The sequence below is a fragment of the Hansschlegelia sp. KR7-227 genome, assembly GCF_049446035.1.
Classification (GTDB): Bacteria; Pseudomonadota; Alphaproteobacteria; order Rhizobiales; family Methylopilaceae; genus Methylopila.
Map to the genome: position 1 here is coordinate 1,334,783 of NZ_JBMSEA010000001.1, position 19,003 is coordinate 1,353,785.

Here is a 19,003-nt window from a genome sequence, read left to right on the forward strand (position 1 = left end):
TGTACGAAGAACGGACCGCAGGCTGCGAACCTCATCAAGGAGACGACATGCGACGCGCCGCCCCCTCCTCCGTTCGCGCCGTAGATGGGAGGCGCCAGGCCCAGACGGCGTCGTTGACGCTCCTGCTCCTGCTTATCGTGGGCTGCGCGCCGCTCATCGCCGAGTACAACCTCGAGGCCTACAAGAACGCGACGACGCTCAAGGCGGAAGTCGATGACGTCATGAAGCTCGGGACCGAGCCCTATCAGAAGCACGCCGAAAAGGTTCGGGCGATCGGAGTGAAGATCGACGCCGCTTATGAATTTGCGGCCGGCGTTCCGAACAATCAGACAAGCGCAGCTCAGTGGCGGTTGATGCGCGACCGGGACGGCGGCCTGTTCGGCGGGTTCGTCACCTACTGGCGGCAGAACGCGAGACTGAGCCGGTTCGTGGTCGACGCAGACCGGAAGACGGTCTCCCGGGCGTTCGACCTCATCATCTGCCTGGAGGCCAACAAGCAGAAGTCGACGTCATGCGTCGGGGCTACGCCGGGCGCGACGGAACGCAACCAGGCGCCGGACGCCGCGGCCAAGGGAGGAAAGAATGGCCAACCTGCTTGAAACGGCGCTCGCCGAGCTTGCGCCGATCGTCCAAGGGTTTCCGTCCAGCATCAAGCAGGCGTCCGTCGATCTGATGAGGGACTTCGTGACCCGCAGGGCGCACGACGTCGCGGGCTACCTTGAGGCCTTGCACAAGGGCGTCATCAGCAAGGCCGACTTCGACCATCTCATCAAAGGACAGCTGGCTCTGGCGAAGATGTACGTCGTCACGGCCGCCGGTCTGGCCATCGCTCAATTTGAACACGTGCGCGTCGCCATCGTCACGGCGCTCATGAACGTGGCGCTGAAGGGGCTCTTCATCTGAAGGCCGGGCGTTCTCCCCGCAGGCCGCTTATGGCCGGCGCGAGTGGCGAGCCTTTCGGCCGCGCAACTAGCGACAGGCGGTCGGCGCGAGGAACTCGAGTTCCTTGAGTTCGCCGTCGAGCACGAATTCCCCGTAGTCGATCTTCAGCGCGCGGCTCACGCCGTTGGCGTAAAGGTCGAAGCTCATCTGGTAGTCCGGCTGCTGTTCGCCGTCTTTCGCCTTACCCCGCTCGAAATAGCTGACGGTCACGGGCCAGTAGACCTCCCTTTCGAGCTGGGGGGTCTTCGCCGGCGGTTCTATGTCGGAAGGAGGCGTCTCGCTCGGTCGGCCGATGACGGTCAGCGTGTCATAGGTTTTGTCGCCGGCCTCGGAGCCGTCATAGACCGGCGCTTCGAGCAGGCCCTTTTGGGCGCGCGCCGCTTCGATGATCTTGCGGAGGTGCTCGGTCGGGAACAGCGTGCGCGCGTCGTAGTCCGCGTTCGCCTTCGCCGGCTTGGAGAGCGTCACCTTCACCTTGTCGGGCGCCCGTTCGGCGCGGCCGTCCGTGTCGCGGTCGAGCTGCTGGTTGAGGTAGTTGCGGGCCGAGAACCGGAAGCTGCGGGCCTTGCCGTCCTCCCAGGTCTCGGAGCGGAGATCGGAGACGTTGGTCTCGCCTTCGCCATTGCCGATCTCGGTGACCTGCCGGAAGTTCAGGGCGTAGCCGTCGCAAGCGTCGCCCTTGAACTCATACACGATGCGGCCGCGCACCTGCCCGATCGCGCCGGAGCCGCGGCTTTCGCGCAGCTTGAGCTCGTAGATCGCGCGATGCGGCGCGAGCGGCGACTCCGGGAGCGCGGCCGGCGGCGCGGCGAGCGCAGGCGTGGCGAAGACCGCCAACGCCAAAGAGCCGCCCAGAGCGGCTGAGACGACTCGCGGCGGTAGGGTGCGGCGGAGATGGGTCACGGCGATGGCCCCCGGTTAAACCTTGACGTCATTGTGCGCCGCATTCAGGCAAAGGCAATGCGCCACGCGGTTGCGAGGCCTGCTGATCGCCGGGCAGCATGGCGGAATTGAGCCGGCAGCCCGCCGCCCTTGCGGCGGGTCGCCCCGTAGGCCACAGGTGGCGCGCAGCCGGACGGCGCGGGGCCGTCGCTTGGACAGTCAGGAAGGCATGGCATGAACGATCGAACGGAAGCGCGGCTCAAGGAGCTCGGCGTCACCCTGCCGGAGGCGCCGAAGGCCGCCGCCAATTATGTGCCGGCCGTGCTGTCAGGCTCCATGCTCTACATTTCGGGCCAGCTGCCGCTTGCCGGCGGCGAGCTCACCTGCAAGGGCCGCCTCGGCGAGGACGTCGCGATCGAGGACGCCGCGAAGGCGGCGAAGCTCTGCATCATCAACGCGCTCGCTCAGGCCAAGGCCGAGCTGGGCTCGCTCGACCGCATCGTCCGCGTGGTGAAGCTCGTCGGCTTCGTCTCCTCCGCGCCCGGCTTCGGCGAACAGCCCAAGGTCGTCAACGGCGCGTCCGACTTCCTCGTCGAGGCGCTCGGCGACAAGGGTCGGCATGCGCGCTCCGCGATCGGGGTCGCGGCACTGCCGTTCGGCGCGGCCGTCGAGGTCGAGGCGATCATCGAGGTCGCCTGAGGGCCTGCGCGGATGCGCAGCCTCGACTGGCTGGTCGCCCGCCCGATCGCGCATCGCGGGCTGCACGATCAGTCGCTCGGCGTGGTCGAGAACACGCCGAGCGCGGTGGCGCGCGCGATCGACCTCGGCTTCGCGATCGAGATCGACGTGCGACCGACGGCGGACGGCGCCGCCGTCGTGTTTCACGACGAGACGCTCGAGCGTCTCACCGACGCCTCCGGCCCCGTCGCAGCGCGACCGCTCGCCGAACTTCGCCGCATCGCGTTCAGGACCGGCGCGGACCGGATCTGGACCCTGGAGGACTGCCTCGACCTCGTCGCCGGTCGTCAGGCCCTGGTGGTCGAGATCAAGTCGTCCCGCGCCGCCGACATGGCTTTCGTGGCCGGGGTCGCGAAGACGCTCGCCGAACGGGGCGGACCCGTCGCCGCGAAGTCCTTCGATCCGCGCGTCCTCGGCGTCCTGCGGCGCGTGGCTCCCGAGGTGCCGAGAGGGATCATCGGCGAGGCCTACGCTGATGATGACCCGCATTGGGCGCAACTGACCCGCGGACAGCGCTTCGCCGGCCGAAACATGGCGCACTGGCCCTGGACCCGGCCTGACTTCGTGTCCTGGCGCGTCCGCGACCTCCCCCGGAGAGCGGTCGCCGTCGCGCGGCGCCTGGGGCTGCCTGTGATGACATGGACGGTGCGGACGCCGGAGGAGCAGGCCTGCGCCGCCCGTTACGCCGACCAGATGGTCTTCGAAGGGTTCCTGCCGGCCAGCGCGGCGGCGCCGGTTCAAAACCGGTAACCGAAGCCCACGCCTGCCCCGCCCTCGTCCATCGCGTCACGCGCCTCCGGCGTGAAGAACACCGAAACGAGCAGCGAGAGCTTCTCGGTCAGATCGTAAAGCGCCGCCGCCTGAACCTTGTGGATGCGCTGCTTCAGACGGTACGGCCCGTCCCAACGCTTCGTGCCGAAGGTGTTGAAGCTTTGCGCCAGCAGCAGCAGGCGCGGCGCAGGCCGGATGCCGAAGGTGGCGTCCGCCCGGATTTCGTCCGCGGGATCTCCGCTGCGCGTGCGATAGCCGGCGCCGAGGTCGATGAAGGCCGGTTTGCCGAACGCCTCGAAGCTTCGGGCGACCAGCCCGCGGACATCGACCTGGTCGTCCGTTTCGCCGATCGAAGCGACTCCTTCGCTGCGCTTGGCGCCCGCGATCACGACCGACCCTTGCGCGGACGCGATCCAGCCGTTCCCCTGCAGCAGCCGGGCGCGCAGACCGATCTCGCTCCGGCCGAGCCCCTCGCGTTCGTGGCGCCCGCCGTCACGCGCCGTGATGCGCTGAAGGCCGGTCGCCGCGAAGCCCGTGAGGCCGTCGCGCAGCCCGTATTCGAGATACGCCTGCAGATCGTATTTGTGATATGCGCCGCGCGCCTTGAGCCGACCCCGGCGGTCGTAATAGTGATCGCCCGAATTCACGACGCCGGTCGCGAAGACCTTCCCCTCGCCCTCATCGAGAGTGAACGCTCCCGCGATCGCGGGCGACACGCCGGCGACGCCGAGAGCGACCACCGCCGCCACGCGAGCGAAGAGAGCAAACGGCACGACGCATGCGCCCGATCGCGATGAGCCCAGACGACGTCATCCGGACCGCGGGTTGCAACGCCACGATATTGCCGCAAATTTTTATATGCGTGCAACGAAATTGATTCGCAACCGACCGCTCGGACCCCCGACGTCAGGTCTGCGTGAGGCGCTCCAGCCTGGCGACGACTTCTCGCGTCAGGCTCGCGTCGAACGGTCTGTCGCCGGCGATGGCGGCGACGACCGCCGCTTCGATGTCGCTCGCGGCCCGGCCCAGCTGAACGAGCCCGAGCGTCGAGGCGGCGCCGGCCAGATTGTGCAGGCCGCGCCGGAGCGCCAGCCGAGCTTCCCCGGCGGGACCGGCTTCCTCGCCCGCCGCCTGATTGCAGAGATCGATCAGACCGCGCCTTCGAGCGTCGAGGCCAGTCAGAAAACGATCGCGCACCGCGTCGATCTTCGCCACCAGGCGCTCACGCGCAGGGTCATCCTCTACGCTCACCGTCCCGATCTCATTCCGCGCATGCCGAAACTCGTCGGGCGCTTATAGCATCTACACACCCGGGGAGATCACCCGAAATCGCATGCCCGCGTGGCCGAGCGCCGCGACGGTTCAGTAATCCCACTCCACGGCGACGCCCGCCGATGTGTTGCCGGCCGCGCCCGCCTCAGCCTGGGCCTTGATGTTGTCCGTGATGTCGACGTCCACCGTCACGTTCGTGGATTCCGGCGTCGTGCCCTGGCGGAAACCAAGATAGATGTTGTCGGAGATGTAGCGGCCGACGCCCAAGCCGGGGCCGCCTTCCCCTCCGGCGGCGATGTCGAGCGAGTCGACCCCGAGCCCCTTCCGCAGGCCTTCGAGCGGCCCCCCGCCTCCGCCGCCGACACCGCTGTACTGAGCGACGGCCTGGGCGAGCGTGAGCGCCTGGGTTGGCGACAACTCGCCGGACGCCTTGTTGAACAGCAGCCGGGACAGCACCTCGTCCGGCGGGACCTGCGGATTGGACCCGAACTCGATCTTCGGCCGCGACGCCGTGCCGGTCACGATGACCTGCGCCGTGATGTCCTTCGCCTTGGTCTCGGCGAGGAAATCGAGCGTGGGATCGAGATCGCCGGCGAAGGACAGCTCGCCGCGCGTGAAGTCGAGCTTCTTGCCGATCACAGTGATCGCGCTCCGTCCGGGGCGGAGTTGGAAGCCGCCTATCGGAACGGGATTGGCCGAGGTGCCGGTGATCTTGATCTGGCCGCCGGCCTCGGCCTGCATGCCCATGCCGCGGATGAAAATGCGGTTGTCGGCGCGCACGTCGATGTCGAGCGTCGCGAGGAAGGCGTCCTCCTTCGAGCCGCCCTTGGCTTTGCCGGCGTTCACCGCGTTCGCCTGTCGGGCGATCTGGGGCGGCGCGTTGCGGTGCCGGACGTTTGGAAGAGGCGTGTAGGCCGCAGGGATTCGGTCGGGTATTTGCACTTCGATCGATCGCGTGTTGATCGTGCCGGTGATCACCGGCCGGCGCGCCAGCGGCCCCTGCAGCCGCAGATCGGCGTCGGTGATGGCGGTCACCACGTCGGTGCCCATCACCTCTGCATTCTGGGCGCGGAAGTTGATCTGGCCGGGGAAGCCGGCCGCCGGATTGACGTCGACCTGGCCGGAACCGGTGATGGTCCCGCCGTTGCGGGTGGTGGCGCGCAGGCTCGTGACGTTGATCTTGGTCCCGTTCGCGGCGATCGCCGCGTTGATCGCCCGGAGCTGAAGCCCGGACGCGCGGTTCGAATAGGACGCGTTGGCGAGCTGCGCGCGGCCCTCGATGCGGGGGGCCGACACTGGTCCGCCGACCTTGACGTCGAACGTCGCGGCGCCGTCGATCCGGTCGCCGGACACAGACAGCGTGTCATTGAGGAATCCGAGCGGCGCGCGCCCGTCGACCGACAGGTCGAGATTGCCCGCTCCGAGCGGCGCGGAGCCGCGGGCGTTCACCCGCAAGCCCCCGGCTCCCGTCACGACCGTGTCGGTGACGACGCGCAGGTTTTCGATCCGCCCCTTCGAGTTGATCTGGGCGGCCGGGACGCCTGCGGCGCGGGTCGCCGCGGTCGACAGATTCACGACCCGCAGATTGTATGTTCCGGAAGGAGCCGCGATCGTGCCGCCAACCTTCGCGTCGCCCGACAGCGCGCCATTGGCGCCGAGCCCCGGCGAGAAGCCGTTGGCCAGCGCAAGCGGCACGGCGTTGATGTCGACCGCCACATCGAGCGCGCCCGACGCCGACATGGGGCCGGAGCCCTTGGCCGTGATCCGGAGTCCGCCTCCGCCGGAGACCGCGGTGTCGGTCGTGACGCGGCCGCCGCCGAGAGCGCCCTTGGCCGTGATCTGGATCGCCGGGACGCCCTTCGCCATTGCGGAGGTGAGGCCGGTGACGCGCAGGTCGTAGGTTCCGGCGGGCGCCGACAGTGGGCCTGCGACCTTGGCGCCGCCTGCAAGCTTTCCGCCGAGGCCGAGGCCGGGCGAGAAGCCATTGGCGATTGCGAGCGGCAGCTCGGCGATGTCGACGGTCATGTCCATGGCGCCGCTGTCCAGCGGCACGACGCCTTTGGCCGTGAGACGGACGCCGCCGCCCCCGGTGAGCGCCGTAGCGGTCGTCACGCGGCCGCCCTCGAGCGTCCCGCGGGTCGCGATCTGCAGCGGCTGGACGCCCTTGGCCTGGGCGGAGGTCAGGTTCGCGATCGTGAGATCGTAGGTTCCCTGCGGCGCGCTGATCGTGCCGCCGACCTTGGCGTCGCCGCGGAGCACGCCGCCGAGGCCGAGCGACGGCTGGAACGCGTTGGCGAGGGCGAGCGGGATTTCGCGGATCGCGACGGTCATGTCGACGGGCCCCTGCCCGATCGGCGCCGAGCCCTTCGCGGTCAGGCTGACGCCGCCGCCGCCGGAGATCTCGGTGTCGGTGGTCACCCGTTCGCCCTCGAGCGCGCCCCGGCTCGTGATCTTGAGCGCAGGCACGCCCTTGGCGGGCGCCGCGACCAAGTCCACCACAGTGACGTCATAGGTTCCGCGCGGGGCGGCGATGGGACCCGCCACCTTCGCGTCGCCGCGCAGGGTCCCGCCGAGGCCGAGCTCCGGCTTGAACCCATTCGCGAGCGCCAGCGGCAGCTCGCGGATCGCCACCGCCATGTCGAGATCGCCGTCGCCGATCGGCGCAGACCCCTTCGCGGTCAGGCTCACCCTGCCCTGCCCCGTCACGGTCGTGTCCGTCGTGACGCGCTCGCCGAGCAAATCGCCTCTGGTCGCGACCTGAAGCGGCGGGACGCCCTTGGCCTGCGCCGCCGTCAGATCGGTGACCGTGAGATTGTATGCGCCGAGAGGCCTCGTGACCGGTCCGTTGATCCTGACGTCGCCGCGCAGCGTGCCGCCGAGCCCGAGCTCCGGCTTCACGCCGTTGGCGAGCGCCAGCGGCAGCTGACGGATCGCGACCGCCATATCGAGGTCGCCGTCGCCGATCGGCGCGGAGCCCTTGGCGGTCAGGCTGATCCCGCCCTCGCCCGTGATGACGGTGTCGGTCGTCGCACGGTCGCCGAGAAGCTCGCCCTTCGCCGCGACCTGCAGCGGCGGGACGCCCTTCGCGGGCGCCGCCACGAGATCGGCCACGGTGACGTCGTAGGAGCCGACGGGCTTGGTCGCGGGACCGGTGAGCTTGACGTCGCCGCGCAGCGTGCCGCCGAGCCCGAGCTCTGGCTTCACGCCATTGGCGATCGCGAGGGGAAGCCCGCGGATCGTCACCAGCATGTTCAGGTCGCCCTGCCCCAGCGGCGCCGAGCCGCGGGCCGCGACGTTGATGCCGCCGGCCCCTGTGATCGAGGTGTCGGTGGTGACGCGGTCGCCCTGCAGGTCGCCGCGCGCGATCACCCTCAGCGGCGGAACGCCCTTCGCGGCCGCCGCGACCAGGCCGGTGATTTCGACGTCGTAGGTTCCGACCGGCGCCTTGATCGGACCGGTCGCCTTGACGTCGCCGCGCAGCGAGCCGTCGAGACCGAGGTCCGGCCGGACGCTGTTCGCGATCTTGAGCGGGAGATCACGAATCGAGACGGTCATGTCGAGATCGCCGTCGCCGAGCGGCGCCGAGCCCTTCGCCACGACGCTGAGGCCGCCGCCGCCGGTGATCGTGGCGTCCGTCGTCGCGCGGTCGCCCTCCAGCGTTCCGCGCGCCGCGACCTCGAGCGCCGGAAGGTCCCTGGCCTTCGCCGTCTTCAGGCCGGCGACGACGAGGTCATAGGTCCCCCGCGGCCGGGTGACCGGGCCGGAGACCTGCGCCTGCCCGCGCGCGACGCCGTCGAGTCCGAGCTCGGGGGCGGCGACGTTGGCGAGCGCCAGCGGAAATTCCTTGAGGCCGATCGTCATGTCGACGTCGCCCTCGCCGATCGGCGCGGAGCCTTTCGCCGTCGCCTGGATGCCGCCGCCGCCGGAGATCACGGCGTCGGTGGTGACGCGCTTCGGCTGCAATTCGCCGCGGGCGACGACGAGCAGCGCCGGCACGCCGCGCGCCTGCGCCGACGTCAGATCGGACACCGTTAGATCGTAAGTCCCGGAGGGCGCTTTGGCTGAGCCGGTCAGCCGCACGGCGCCCTTCAGTTCGCCGCCGAGGCCGAGCTCCGGCATGAAGGCGTTGGCGATCTTGAGCGGAACCTCGCGGATCGTCACGTCCATGCCGAGATCCCCGTCGCCGAGCGGCGCGAACCCCTCGGCGCGGATGTTGAGGCCGCCGCCGCCGGTGACGTTGGTGAGCGTCGTCACCCGGGGGCCCTCGAGCGCTCCGCGGGCGTCGATCTGGATGGCGCCAAGCGCCTTCGCCTGGGCCGCGACGAGGTTCGTCACGCGCAGATTGTAGTTGCCGCGCGGCGCGTCGATCGGCCCGCTCAGCCGCACGTCGCCGCGCAGGTCGCCGCCGAGACCGAGTTCGGGCGCGAAGGCGTTGGCGAGCGCGAGGGGCAGTTCCTTGATGGCGACGCTCATATCGACGTCGCCTTTGCTCAGCGGCGCCGAACCGCGCGCGACGAGGCCGATCCCGCCGCCGCCAGACAAAGTGGTGTCGGTGGTGACGCGGTCGCCGAGCAGTTCGCCCTTGGCGTCGATCGTGATCGCGGGAACGCTGCGCGCCTTCGCGGAGGTGAAGTCGACCACGCGCGCCGCGTAGGTCCCGCGCGGCCGGGCGATGGGTCCGGTGATCCGGACGTCGCCGGCGAGCCGGCCGCCGAGACCGAGATCGGGCTGGAAGGCGTTGGCGAGCGCAAGCGGCACGCTCTTCAGCCCGACCGTCATGTCGAGGTCGCCCTCGCCGAGCGGCGCGGAGCCTTGCGCCGTCATTTCCAGGCCGCCCGCGCCGGTGACGCTGGCGTCCGCTACGACACGCTGGCCTTCGAGCCGGCCCTTGGCCGCGAGGGTCAGCGGTGGAACCTTGGCGTCGCGAAACTGCGCGATCGAGAGGTCGGCGACGCTGAGGTCGAAAACGGCGTTGGGCGCAGCGGCGGGGCCGGTGACCCGGGCGTCGCCCTGCGCCATGCCGCCGAGGCCGAGCCCCGGAGTGAAGGCGTTGCCGAGCGCGAGCGGCAGCTCGCGCAAGCCCACCGTCAGGTCGAGCTGCTCGCCGGCGCGGCCGGTGACGTTCAGCACGCCGCCCTGGTCCGACCGCAGCGAAAACGCGTCGATCGCGACCTCGGAACCGATGACCCGGAGCCTGGCCGGAGCCGCGAGCGCCGCCTTGCGGCCGCCGCCTGTGATGTCGAGCCGCGCGAGGTCGATTCTCGTCTCGTTCGGGGCGTAGGCGACGCGGGCGTCGGTCGAGACCGACGAGCCCTGGGCGCCGAGATCGAGCGTGACGTCCATGCCGTCCGGCGCGCCCTTCGCGACCATCGCGAGCCGGTCGATGACCTGCCCGCCGGCGGCGATGGCCGAGCCGTTCGCCGTTCCGTCGATCGTGATCTTGCCGGTCGGATCGACCACCGTCGCCGCGACCTCGATCGAGCCGATTTTCGCCCCAGGCGCGGTGACGTTCGCGCCGCTCGCCTTGACGACCGCGCGCTGCACGCCGTTCTGGACCGAAAGATCGATGTCTGCGTCGAGGCTGCCCGCAAGCTGCGTGAGCGCCAGCGCGCCGACCTCGGAGAGATCGGGAGCCGCGACGGCGAGCTTGCCGGTCGCAAGACCGTCCGGAGTGACCGAAACGTCGCCGCTGGCCTTCGCCGACGCCACGTCGAGATCGAGGCCCTGGATGCGGCGGACGCCGGTGATCTCGGTGACGAGCTTCGCCGATCCCTTGACGGGCTTCCCGTCCAGCGAGCCTGCGACCTCCACCGTGCCGCTGACGTCCCCGGTGACGTCGGTGGCGTCGACGTTGATCTCCACGCCTTCGAGCTTGCGGTCGAGGGCGCGGCCCTCCGGAAGAGACACGACCGCCTTGAGGGCGAGATCGTCGAGCCGGCCAGACAGGTCGGCGTTCACCGTCGCCTTGCCGCCTGCGCGCGGATCGACCAGGGCGAGATCCTCGACTTCGGCCGTGATCTTGGCGTCGGCGCGCTCCCGCGTGGCCACGCCGTCGGCGGTGACCGTGACGTGGTCGCCGCGCAGATCGAGACCCTGGAAGGCGAACGCGCCGTCCGCGCCGCGCGTCACGCCGCCCTTGATCGTCAGGTCTCCGCCGGTCAACGCGTCGACCTGTGGAACGCCGGTGACGAGCCCGCTGCCCGAGCCGTTCGCGGAAACCACCACGCGGGAAAGATCGAAGACGACGTCGAGGTCGCTCGCGAGATCGATCGAACCCGCCAGCGGCCGGCCGACGAGCGGCGCGAGCGTCGACAGGTCGCCCGCGGACACGGTCGCCTTGCCCTTCGCCGCCTCCGGCGACGCCGTTCCCGCATAGGTCGCCCGGACGTCCGCCAGCTTGACCTCGGCCCGCTCGATGTCGGCGTAGCCCTTCAAATTCGAGGTGGCCGCGGCCGACAGAGAGAAGCTGCGGCCGAGCGTGAACAGCCGGTCGTCGGCGAATTTCACGCCCTCAGCGGTCGCGTCGACCACGGCGGCGACTTGTGTGGTCTCGTCCATCAGGGGACCGTTCGGCGTCGCGCTCAGGATGACCCGGGCCGTCTCCGCCCCGCCCTGAGGCGCAGCGAGGCCGCCGCCGTCGATCGTGGCGTTGACGGCGGGATGGTCGAGCGGCCCCTTCGCCGTTCCAAGGACGGTGAGCGACGCCCAGGACGAGCCGGGCGGAAGAACCCCGGCGAAGCGCGCCGCGTCGCCGGCCCGCAGATCGTAAGCGAGGTCGACGGTCTCCTTCGCCGTGTCGATCTTTCCGCGGACGCCAAGCCGGGCGGCCGCCGCGTCGACGGTGGCGTCGATCAGGTCGATGGGCCCTTCGTCGGGCACGACCGCTTCGGCGGCGACCTTCGTCTTGCCGGCGGCGAGCTCGGCGAACTGCGGCGGGGCGAGGCCTGCGACGTCGCCGTCGAGCATCAGCTTGATCCGGCGCGTCTTCTGTTCGCGACGGACGTCGAACACGCCGTCGATGCGCCCTTGATCGCCTGCCGTCAGCACGAGCTGCGCGCGCAGCGCGTCAAGCGTCCCGGAGCCTTCAAGACCGAGGTCGATCGGCGGCAGGCCCGGCAGCTGCGCCACGCGCGCGATCAGCCCTCCCGCCGGCTCGCCGCCGCGCAGCGAGATCTGCACCGCGTTGGTGGCGGGAACGAACTGCGCCTTGCCGGCGAAGCGGCCGTCCTGCCCGTCGATCCGGCGGACGTCGAACTCGGCCGAAATTCCCTCGGCCGGCTTGCGCACCAACGCGGAGGCCGTCGCCGAGAGGCGGGCCGGCGCGCCGATCACCGGCTCGGCGAGATCGAGGTCGGCCAGCATGAATTTGTCGAGCCGGATCTCGATCGGAAGCTCGGGAAACAGCGGCGCGTTGGGATCGGGAGCGGGCGTCGGCTCGTCGCTTTCCGGATATTCCGGCGGCCGCGCGATCGCGACGCGGCCGAGATCGACGAGGTCGATCGTCAGCCGGCGCTGGTAGAGCTGGAGTGGCGACCACTCGACGCGCGCACGGTCGATAGTGGCCCACTCGCCCTTAGGGTCAGAGAGGCGCACGTCCCGCAGCGTCAGGTCGTACGGGAAGGAGCCCTCGATGCCGCCGATCGTGATCTTGGTCGAGTCGGAGCTGGCGTATTTCGAGGTCAGGCTGGCGATGGTCGCGAGGCCGGGCGCGGTCGTCAGGTAGAACAGGACGGCCGCCAGCACCACCACTGGGATCAGCAGCAGGACGCCAAGGACGATTAGGGCGCGCTTCAGGATCGCCATCTCATTCCGTTCGTCATGGTCGAGGACGCCGCCCTTCGACCTTACTTCCCTCTGACGCCTCGAAGCGCCGCAATCCTGCGATGCGTCAGAATGACTGGCCGATGCTGACGTAGAACGCGACGCGCGGATCGTTCTTGCTGCGGCCCATCACGGGCGTCGCCACGTCGACGCGGATCGGACCGATCGCCGTGTAATAGCGCAGGCCGAGGCCGGCGCCGACGCGGATGTCCTCCTTGAAATCCGGGAACTCCTTGTCGAAGGCGGCGCCGGCGTCGACGAAGGGCACGATGCCGATCGTGTCGGTCACTTTGATGCGCGCCTCGAACGACGTCTCCAGCAGACTGCGGCCGCCGAGCGGCTGGTCGTCGTCGCACTCCAGCCGCTTCTTGCCTTCGCGGCGCTTCGGCATGCAGAACGGGCTCGCGCTCTGATAGGCGAAGCCGCGGATCGATCCGCCGCCGCCGGCGAAGAAGCGCCGGTTCGCCGGCACCGCCGCGGTCGACGTCGGTCCGATGATCGACCCGACGCCGATCTTGCCCGCGAGCACGTACCAGGCGTCCTCGTCGAGCGCGTAGTAGGTCGAGATCTGTCCCTTGAAGATGTTGACCGACTTCGCCTCGTCGTCCTGCAGGGCCTTGTTCGACGCTTTGCCGGGGCGATTCCAGTAGGGGGCGGCCGAGAGCGTCGCGCGGATGCCTTCCGTCGGGTCGAGCTTGTTGTTGGTGCTGTCGTAGGTGACGCTGAGCGGCACGCCGAGCAGAAGGTAGTCGCGCTCGCCGAACGTGTCCCGGATGGTCGAGCCCTCCGCCTCGACTCCCGCCTGGATCGACAGATCGCTCGTCAGCCGCCGGCGGATCGCCGCCGCGCCGCGGACGCCGTCGCGCCAATAGGCGTCCGGCCGCTCGCGCATCGCCTCGAGCTCGATCAGCAGGTCGTCGAAACCGGTCCAGACGCCGGGCTTCTCGAACTGGGTTCGAAACTTGTACTCGTAATCCTCCGGCGCGTTGGTGATCAGGCGCGACACGCCGGCCTCGATCCTCAGCTTCTCGGCGCCGCCGAACAGGTTCCGGTGGCCCCAATAGGCGTTGACCGCCGCGCCGTCGGTCGTGTCGTATTTTGCGGCGGCGCCCACGTAGCGGAACTTCTTCTCCTCGACCTCGATCGTGACTGGCACGCGGCCGGTCGCGTCCGGCTCGGTTCCCTCGCGGATCCGGATCGAAGAGAACACGTCGAGCTTGGCGATCTCTTCGCGCAGCTCCGCGATCTTCTCGGGGCTGTATTTCTCGCCGGGCTTGAAGGGCACGCGACCGCGGACGACCTCCGGGTCGACCTCCTTCGTGCCCTTGACGGTCACTTCGCCGAAGGGAGCCAGCGCGCCGGCCGCGACGTCGATCGTGAGGTCGAGCTGCTTGCGGGTATGGTCCGCCACCGCGTCGCGGCCCTTCACCGCCGCGAACGGGTAGCCTTCGTTTCGAAGGCGGTCGACGATCTTGGACTCGGCGGACAGGACGGCGGCCGACGGCGCGGGATCGCCGGGCTTCAGCCCGACCTTGCGCAATTCGATTCCGGCGACGATCGGCCCCGCCGCTCGGTCGACGCTGCGCAGCCGGACGGCGCCGAACGTGAACACGGGACCCGGATTGATCCGGATCACGACGGGGACCGGCTTCGGAGCGCGCTGGGCCGCGTTGGAGGCGGCCTCCGACGAGGCCGGCACGCCGGCGATGGTCACGTCGACGATCGCGCCATAGCGCCCGGTCGCGTTCAGAGCCGCGGAGATGCGCTCGATGTCGGCCTTGGCGCGGCCGACGAGGCCGGGCGGTCCCGGCGGCGCGTCCTTCTCCAGCGTCTTGAGGGATGAGGTGTCGTTTGCGATCTTCTCGACGGCCGCGTCTCCGCCCTCGACCGTGACCGAGGTTGCGTAGGCGACGCCCGGCACCGCGGCTGCGGCGGCGGGCGCAGGCCCTTCCGGAGCCGGCTGGGCGCGCGCGGCGTCCGTCAGCCCGCAGGCGAGGCCCGCAGCCAACAAGCGGCCGATCAAGGCGCAGCTTGGGCCATTACGCAACGCGACCACTCCCCGCCAGTCCCCCACCTGCATCCCGATACCGTTCCCATCCCGTTAACGGATCGTCGGCCCACCGCCAAACGACAAAGCGCCGCGTCGGTCAGAGCCGCTTCGCCAACAGGCTCCGGCAGACCTCGAGCTCGGCGAGCGCGGCCGACAGCCGAGCCGCCTGATCCTCGGTCAATCCGGACCGAACCGAGACAGGCTCCGGCGCGACGACCTCGTCCGGCCGGCTTTCAGCGGCATACGTCGCCTCGGGGGCGATCGGATCGCCACCCTGGGACGCAGTCGATCGGGGGGGAACGGCGCGCCGCGCCGCGGGGGCCCACATCTCCGGGCCGGCCTCCATCACCAAGCCGGCCGGAGGCTGCGGCGAGCGGTCTTCACGGTTTGTGACGGACGACGCGGCCGCGAGCGCGCCGACGGCGCTGGCGTTGCGGCGCCCGCCCTGCTCGCGCAGGATCCGTTGCACGCCGCGGATGGTGTAGCCCTCGCCGTAGAGCAACTGCTTGACGCCGCGCAGCAGATCGACGTCGCCCGGACGATAATAGCGTCGCCCTCCTCCGCGCTTGATCGGCTTGATCTGCGGGAATCGACTTTCCCAGAACCGCAGCACGTGCTGCGGAAGTTGCAGCTCTTCGGCGACTTCGCTGATGGTCCGGAACGCCTCCGGTCCCTTGGCGGGACCATCCGGCGCGTTGTCAGCGGAATCGTCGAAATCCTGCGTCACGTCGAGCCGTTCCTCGCCTTCGGAGCGTCGTCCTCGGCGCCGCCATTGATGCGGTGCTTCAGGATGTTGGACGGCTTGAACACCATCACCCGACGCGGCGGGATCGGCACCTCCTGCCCGCTCTTCGGATTGCGGCCGACCCGCTGCCCCTTGTCGCGCACGACGAACGAGCCGAACGACGACAGCTTCACTGTCTCGCCGCGCTCGAGGCAGTCGCCGATCTCAGCCAGAACCATTTCGACCAGAGCGGCGGATTCCGTCCGCGACAGGCCGACCTTCTGATAGACCGCCTCGCACAAATCCGCACGCGTCACGGTGCGCCCCGCCATTCGTGTCATCCCCCCTGCCCATCGTCGCGCGCGTGTTCGTCCGCGTCAGTTTCGACCGTCGAAGGCTATGTGCCCGTACCCGGTCGGTCAACGTCGCAGATCACTCAAACGAGAGCCGCGTTATCGAGCGCTCACCAGCGGAGCAGAGCGGATCCCCAGGTGAAGCCGCCGCCCATCGCCTCGAGCAGCACGAGGTCTCCCTGTTTGATCCGTCCGTCGGCGCGCGCGGCGGCGAGCGCAAGCGGGATCGAAGCCGCCGAAGTGTTGCCGTGGCGATCGACTGTCACGACAACCTTCTCGGGCGGGATGCCGAGCTTCTGCGCGCTGGCGTCGATGATCCGGCGGTTCGCCTGATGCGGCACAAACCAGTCGATCGAAGCCGAACTCTCGCCGGTCGCGGCGTAGGCGTCCTTGATCACGTCGGTGATCATGCCGACCGCATGGCGGAACACCTCGCGCCCCTCCATGCGCACATGCCCGACCGTGCCAGTCGACGACGGGCCGCCGTCGACGAAGAGTTTCGCCTTGTGGCGGCCGTCCGATCGGAGATGCGTCGTCAGCACGCCGCGGTCCGCGGCGTCGCCGGGCTGCTCCGTGGCTTCGAGGATCACCGCGCCGGCGCCGTCGCCGAACAGCACGCAGGTCGTGCGGTCGGTCCAGTCGAGGATGCGCGAAAACGTCTCGGCGCCGATCACCAGCGCCCGCTTGTACTGGCCCGACACCAGGAACTTGTCCGCGACCGCGATCGCATAGACGAAGCCCGAGCACACCGCCTGAAGATCGAAGGCGAAGCCGTGGTGGATGCCGAGCGCGGCCTGCACGGTCGTCGCGCTCGCCGGAAACGTATTGTCCGGCGTCGAGGTCGCGAGCACGATCAGATCGATTTCGGATGCGTCCATGCCGGCGTCGGCCAAGGCTGCCTTGGACGCGGCGATCGCCAGATCCGAGGTCATCTCGCCTGGGGCGGCGAGATGACGCGATCGAATGCCGGTGCGCTGCACGATCCACTCGTCGGAGGTGTCGACCGACTTGGCGAGCTCTTCGTTGGTCAGTATTTCCGCGGGGAGGTAGGAGCCGCAGCCACGGACGACGGAGCGAATGCGCGTCACGACGCCGCCCCGGCCAGAGCGGCCGTCGTCCGAGCGCTCTCGTCTTCGGCCGACCGTCCCGCCTGCTCATGGGCGAGGCCCTGCTGGATCTTCGCCATCAGATCGTATCGGGCCATGTCGTATCCAAGTTCGACGGCCGACGCGAAACCTTCCGCGTCCGTGCCGCCATGACTTTTAATCACCACGCCGTCGAGGCCGAGAAAGACGCCTCCGTTCACTTTGCGGGGGTCCATCTTGTCCCGCAGCGTGTCGAACGCATGCTTGGCCAGGACGTATCCAATCTTCGACAGCAGGGTCCGGCTGATCGCCGAACGGAGATACTCGCCGATCTGGCGCGCGGTGCCCTCGGCGGTCTTCAGCGCGATGTTGCCGGAGAATCCTTCGGTCACGACCACGTCGACCGTGCCCTTGCCGAGATCGTCGCCCTCGACGAAGCCCCGGAAGTCGAGCGAGGCGAAGCCTTCCTCGCGCAGCAGCCGGGCGGCCTCCTTCACCTGCTCGACGCCCTTGATCTCCTCGACGCCGACATTGAGCAGGCCGACCGTCGGCCGCTCGATGTCGAACAGAATGCGCGCCATCGCGGCGCCCATCACCGCGAAGGTCACGAGCTGGCGGGCGTCGGCGCCGATGGTCGCGCCGACGTCGAGCACGATGCTTTCGCCGCGCAGCGTCGGCCAGATGGCGGCGATCGCCGGCCGTTCGACGCCGGGCGTCATGCGCACGCAGAAGCGCGACATCGCCATCAGCGCGCCGGTGTTGCCCGCCGAGATCGCCGCGTCGGCCTTGCGCTGCTTCACCGCGTCGAGCGCAAGCCACATCGAGGATTTATAGCGTCCCTTGCGCAGGGCGACGCTCGGCTTGTCCTCCATCCGGACGGCGACGTCGGTGTGCAGGATCTCCGAGGCCGCCTTGAGCGCAGGATCGCGGTCGATCAGGGGCCGGATACGGGCCTCGTCGCCCACGAACAGGAATGTGAGATCGGGCTTGCGCGCCAAGGCGATCGCCGCGCCGGGAGCGACGACGTCGGGGCCGTGGTCGCCGCCCATGGCGTCCAGTGCGATGCGAACTTTGTCTGTCATTCGTCCTGCGGCCGGGAGCCTCGAGCCCTCTTGGTGGCGGCGGGCGGTGGAAGGGGGCTCGCCCGGCGCGGGCGGACCATAACGACTGCCGTAAGCGTGGCAACCCTTGACGGCTCCGTGCTCATTCGCCGTCTCCGCCGCGGCGCGCGACGGCGCGCAGGGCCGCGAAGGGCGAAGCGTCGTCGTCGTCCGGGGGCGTCGGGCTGTTGAACACCGCGTCGGGCTTGCGGGGGTGGAGATCCAGTCCGAGGGTGAAGAACTCCGCGGCGACGGCTCCCAGATCGACCGTATCGCCGATCAGCGGATCCGGAGCGTCGTCGGCCTCGCCGTCTGGCTCGCCCGGCGCCCGCGGCGCGAAACGGACGGCGACCTCCTCCCGCACGACTTCGACGAACGGCTCGAGCGTGACGACGCACAGCCGGGTCGCCTCGGCCTCCACAATTCCCGTGACCTCCACCGCGTCGCGGCCAAGCGGCCGAACCCGCAGGCGAGCGACGAACGTCTCGATCGATTCCGTTTCGTTCACCGCCGCAAGCGCGGCGCGCTCCGCGGCGTCTGCGACGACGTCGACCGAGAGACCTTCGAGCGCGACCGAGGAGACGGCCAGCGGACGGGACAGCGGCGGCGCGTCGGTCATGACGGGCGCTCCTCATCAGGAAAGCGCGGACCCCGGGTCAGCAGCTCGCTCGGCGGCTGAGCGGCCAGAGCGGCTTCGGCGCGCCGGACATAGGCCGCGAGGCGAGCGGGCGCGCCGGGATCGGCGGGCGCGCCGCCATAAACGATCCGCGCGAGGGCCTCCTCAAGCGCCGCTCCGTCGCCCGCGTCGAGGGCCGAATCATAGGTCGCAGCGCCGTCGTAGAACGATCGAACCATCGTGTTCATCTTTTTCGGCACCGTGAGGTCTCCGATTCCGATCTCGCGCAGATTGGCGTCGAGCGCCCGGAAAAGCGCGTCGAAGACCTCCTGCCCCAACCCTTGGGCGTCCGACCCTTCGCTGCGCAAACGCCTCAAATAGAGCGCGGCGTGCAGCACGAGAACCTCGAAACGGCCCGGCAGGGTGTCGGGCGCGCCGAGTTCCCGGTACAGGAACGGTCGGCGCGCCTGCTCGACGATCGCGGCGTGCGCCGTCTCGGCCGGACCGGGCGCCGGAGGCGCGCGCCTCCTCAGGAGATCAAAGATCATGCCGTCCGTCGCGCTCTGAGGCGCGCAAGGGCGCGCAACCGCCTCGCCTGTTGAACTGGGGCCGGCCGCGGGTTACGCCAAGTGCGGCGAGCGGGCAAGTC

General features: G+C 69.7%; 15 protein-coding genes. 4 read left to right on the forward strand and 11 right to left on the reverse strand.

Annotated features, from left to right (window positions below):
* Positions 1-113 precede the first annotated feature (113 nt).
* Positions 114-599, forward strand: coding sequence for a hypothetical protein (locus ACO2RJ_RS06275; RefSeq protein WP_423267132.1), 486 nt, complete (start codon positions 114-116; stop codon positions 597-599).
* Positions 583-903 carry a hypothetical protein gene (locus tag ACO2RJ_RS06280; RefSeq protein ID WP_423267133.1) on the forward strand — a complete coding sequence of 107 codons (321 nt, stop codon included), beginning with the start codon at positions 583-585 and terminating at the stop codon, positions 901-903. Before ACO2RJ_RS06275 ends, ACO2RJ_RS06280 begins: the two co-directional genes overlap by 17 nt.
* Before the next feature lie 66 nt (positions 904-969).
* Here the strand turns inward: ACO2RJ_RS06280 and ACO2RJ_RS06285 are convergent, their stop codons facing one another.
* The gene (locus tag ACO2RJ_RS06285; RefSeq protein WP_423267134.1) at positions 970-1,779 is read right to left on the reverse strand and encodes a cell envelope integrity EipB family protein; all 810 of its coding nucleotides are present in this window, start codon (positions 1,777-1,779) and stop codon (positions 970-972) included.
* A 279-nt stretch (positions 1,780-2,058) separates the two neighbouring features.
* Between ACO2RJ_RS06285 and ACO2RJ_RS06290 the strand changes: the two genes are divergently transcribed.
* Both ACO2RJ_RS06290 and ACO2RJ_RS06295 read left to right on the forward strand, forming a co-directional pair.
* Positions 2,059-2,523, forward strand: coding sequence for a RidA family protein (locus ACO2RJ_RS06290; RefSeq protein ID WP_423267135.1), 465 nt, complete (start codon positions 2,059-2,061; stop codon positions 2,521-2,523).
* A gap of 12 nt (positions 2,524-2,535) precedes the next feature.
* Positions 2,536-3,312, forward strand: coding sequence for a glycerophosphodiester phosphodiesterase family protein (locus ACO2RJ_RS06295; RefSeq protein WP_423267136.1), 777 nt, complete (start codon positions 2,536-2,538; stop codon positions 3,310-3,312).
* Here ACO2RJ_RS06295 and ACO2RJ_RS06300 read toward each other — a convergent pair.
* From ACO2RJ_RS06300 to ACO2RJ_RS06345, 10 genes are all read right to left on the reverse strand, one after another.
* On the reverse strand, positions 3,300-4,106 hold the full coding sequence (locus ACO2RJ_RS06300; RefSeq protein ID WP_423267137.1) for a hypothetical protein: 807 nt from the start codon (positions 4,104-4,106) through the stop codon (positions 3,300-3,302). The two genes, ACO2RJ_RS06295 and ACO2RJ_RS06300, sit on opposite strands and share 13 nt — an antisense overlap.
* A 133-nt stretch (positions 4,107-4,239) precedes the next feature.
* Complete coding sequence (locus tag ACO2RJ_RS06305) at positions 4,240-4,584, reverse strand: Hpt domain-containing protein (RefSeq protein WP_423267138.1); 345 nt, start codon at positions 4,582-4,584, stop codon at positions 4,240-4,242.
* Positions 4,585-4,695: 111 nt separating this feature from the next.
* Positions 4,696-12,408, reverse strand: coding sequence for a translocation/assembly module TamB domain-containing protein (locus ACO2RJ_RS06310; RefSeq protein ID WP_423267139.1), 7,713 nt, complete (start codon positions 12,406-12,408; stop codon positions 4,696-4,698).
* Between the two features lie 85 nt (positions 12,409-12,493).
* Positions 12,494-14,482: an autotransporter assembly complex protein TamA gene (locus tag ACO2RJ_RS06315; RefSeq protein ID WP_423267140.1), complete on the reverse strand. Its 1,989-nt coding sequence runs from the start codon at positions 14,480-14,482 to the stop codon at positions 12,494-12,496.
* Positions 14,483-14,573: 91 nt separating this feature from the next.
* Positions 14,574-15,203, reverse strand: coding sequence for a MerR family transcriptional regulator (locus ACO2RJ_RS06320; protein WP_423267141.1), 630 nt, complete (start codon positions 15,201-15,203; stop codon positions 14,574-14,576).
* Positions 15,200-15,532, reverse strand: coding sequence for an integration host factor subunit alpha (locus tag ACO2RJ_RS06325; RefSeq protein ID WP_423267142.1), 333 nt, complete (start codon positions 15,530-15,532; stop codon positions 15,200-15,202). The genes ACO2RJ_RS06320 and ACO2RJ_RS06325 overlap by 4 nt, the downstream gene beginning before the upstream one ends.
* A gap of 131 nt (positions 15,533-15,663) precedes the next feature.
* The gene (locus tag ACO2RJ_RS06330; protein ID WP_423267143.1) at positions 15,664-16,641 is read right to left on the reverse strand and encodes a beta-ketoacyl-ACP synthase III; all 978 of its coding nucleotides are present in this window, start codon (positions 16,639-16,641) and stop codon (positions 15,664-15,666) included.
* A complete protein-coding gene (gene plsX, locus ACO2RJ_RS06335) occupies positions 16,638-17,720 on the reverse strand; it encodes a phosphate acyltransferase PlsX (RefSeq protein ID WP_423267144.1) in 1,083 nt (360 codons plus the stop codon). The genes ACO2RJ_RS06330 and plsX overlap by 4 nt, the downstream gene beginning before the upstream one ends.
* Positions 17,721-17,841: 121 nt before the next feature.
* Entirely contained in the window at positions 17,842-18,357 is a 516-nt protein-coding gene (locus tag ACO2RJ_RS06340) for a YceD family protein (protein ID WP_423267145.1), read from the reverse strand.
* Positions 18,354-18,902, reverse strand: coding sequence for a ubiquinol-cytochrome C chaperone family protein (locus tag ACO2RJ_RS06345; protein WP_423267146.1), 549 nt, complete (start codon positions 18,900-18,902; stop codon positions 18,354-18,356). The genes ACO2RJ_RS06340 and ACO2RJ_RS06345 overlap by 4 nt, the downstream gene beginning before the upstream one ends.
* Positions 18,903-19,003: the final 101 nt, after the last annotated feature.

Excerpts from the sequence above, each read along its gene's own strand:
- ACO2RJ_RS06340 (WP_423267145.1), bottom strand. The coding sequence starts at position 18,357 with ATGACCGACGCGCCGCCGCTGTCCCGTCCGCTGGCCGTCTCCTCGGTC.
- ACO2RJ_RS06290 (WP_423267135.1), top strand. The coding sequence starts at position 2,059 with ATGAACGATCGAACGGAAGCGCGGCTCAAGGAGCTCGGCGTCACCCTG.
- plsX (WP_423267144.1), bottom strand. The coding sequence starts at position 17,720 with ATGACAGACAAAGTTCGCATCGCACTGGACGCCATGGGCGGCGACCAC.
- ACO2RJ_RS06325 (WP_423267142.1), bottom strand. The coding sequence starts at position 15,532 with ATGGCGGGGCGCACCGTGACGCGTGCGGATTTGTGCGAGGCGGTCTAT.
- ACO2RJ_RS06295 (WP_423267136.1), top strand. The coding sequence starts at position 2,536 with ATGCGCAGCCTCGACTGGCTGGTCGCCCGCCCGATCGCGCATCGCGGG.
- ACO2RJ_RS06280 (WP_423267133.1), top strand. The coding sequence starts at position 583 with ATGGCCAACCTGCTTGAAACGGCGCTCGCCGAGCTTGCGCCGATCGTC.
- ACO2RJ_RS06310 (WP_423267139.1), bottom strand. The coding sequence starts at position 12,408 with ATGGCGATCCTGAAGCGCGCCCTAATCGTCCTTGGCGTCCTGCTGCTG.
- ACO2RJ_RS06345 (WP_423267146.1), bottom strand. The coding sequence starts at position 18,902 with ATGATCTTTGATCTCCTGAGGAGGCGCGCGCCTCCGGCGCCCGGTCCG.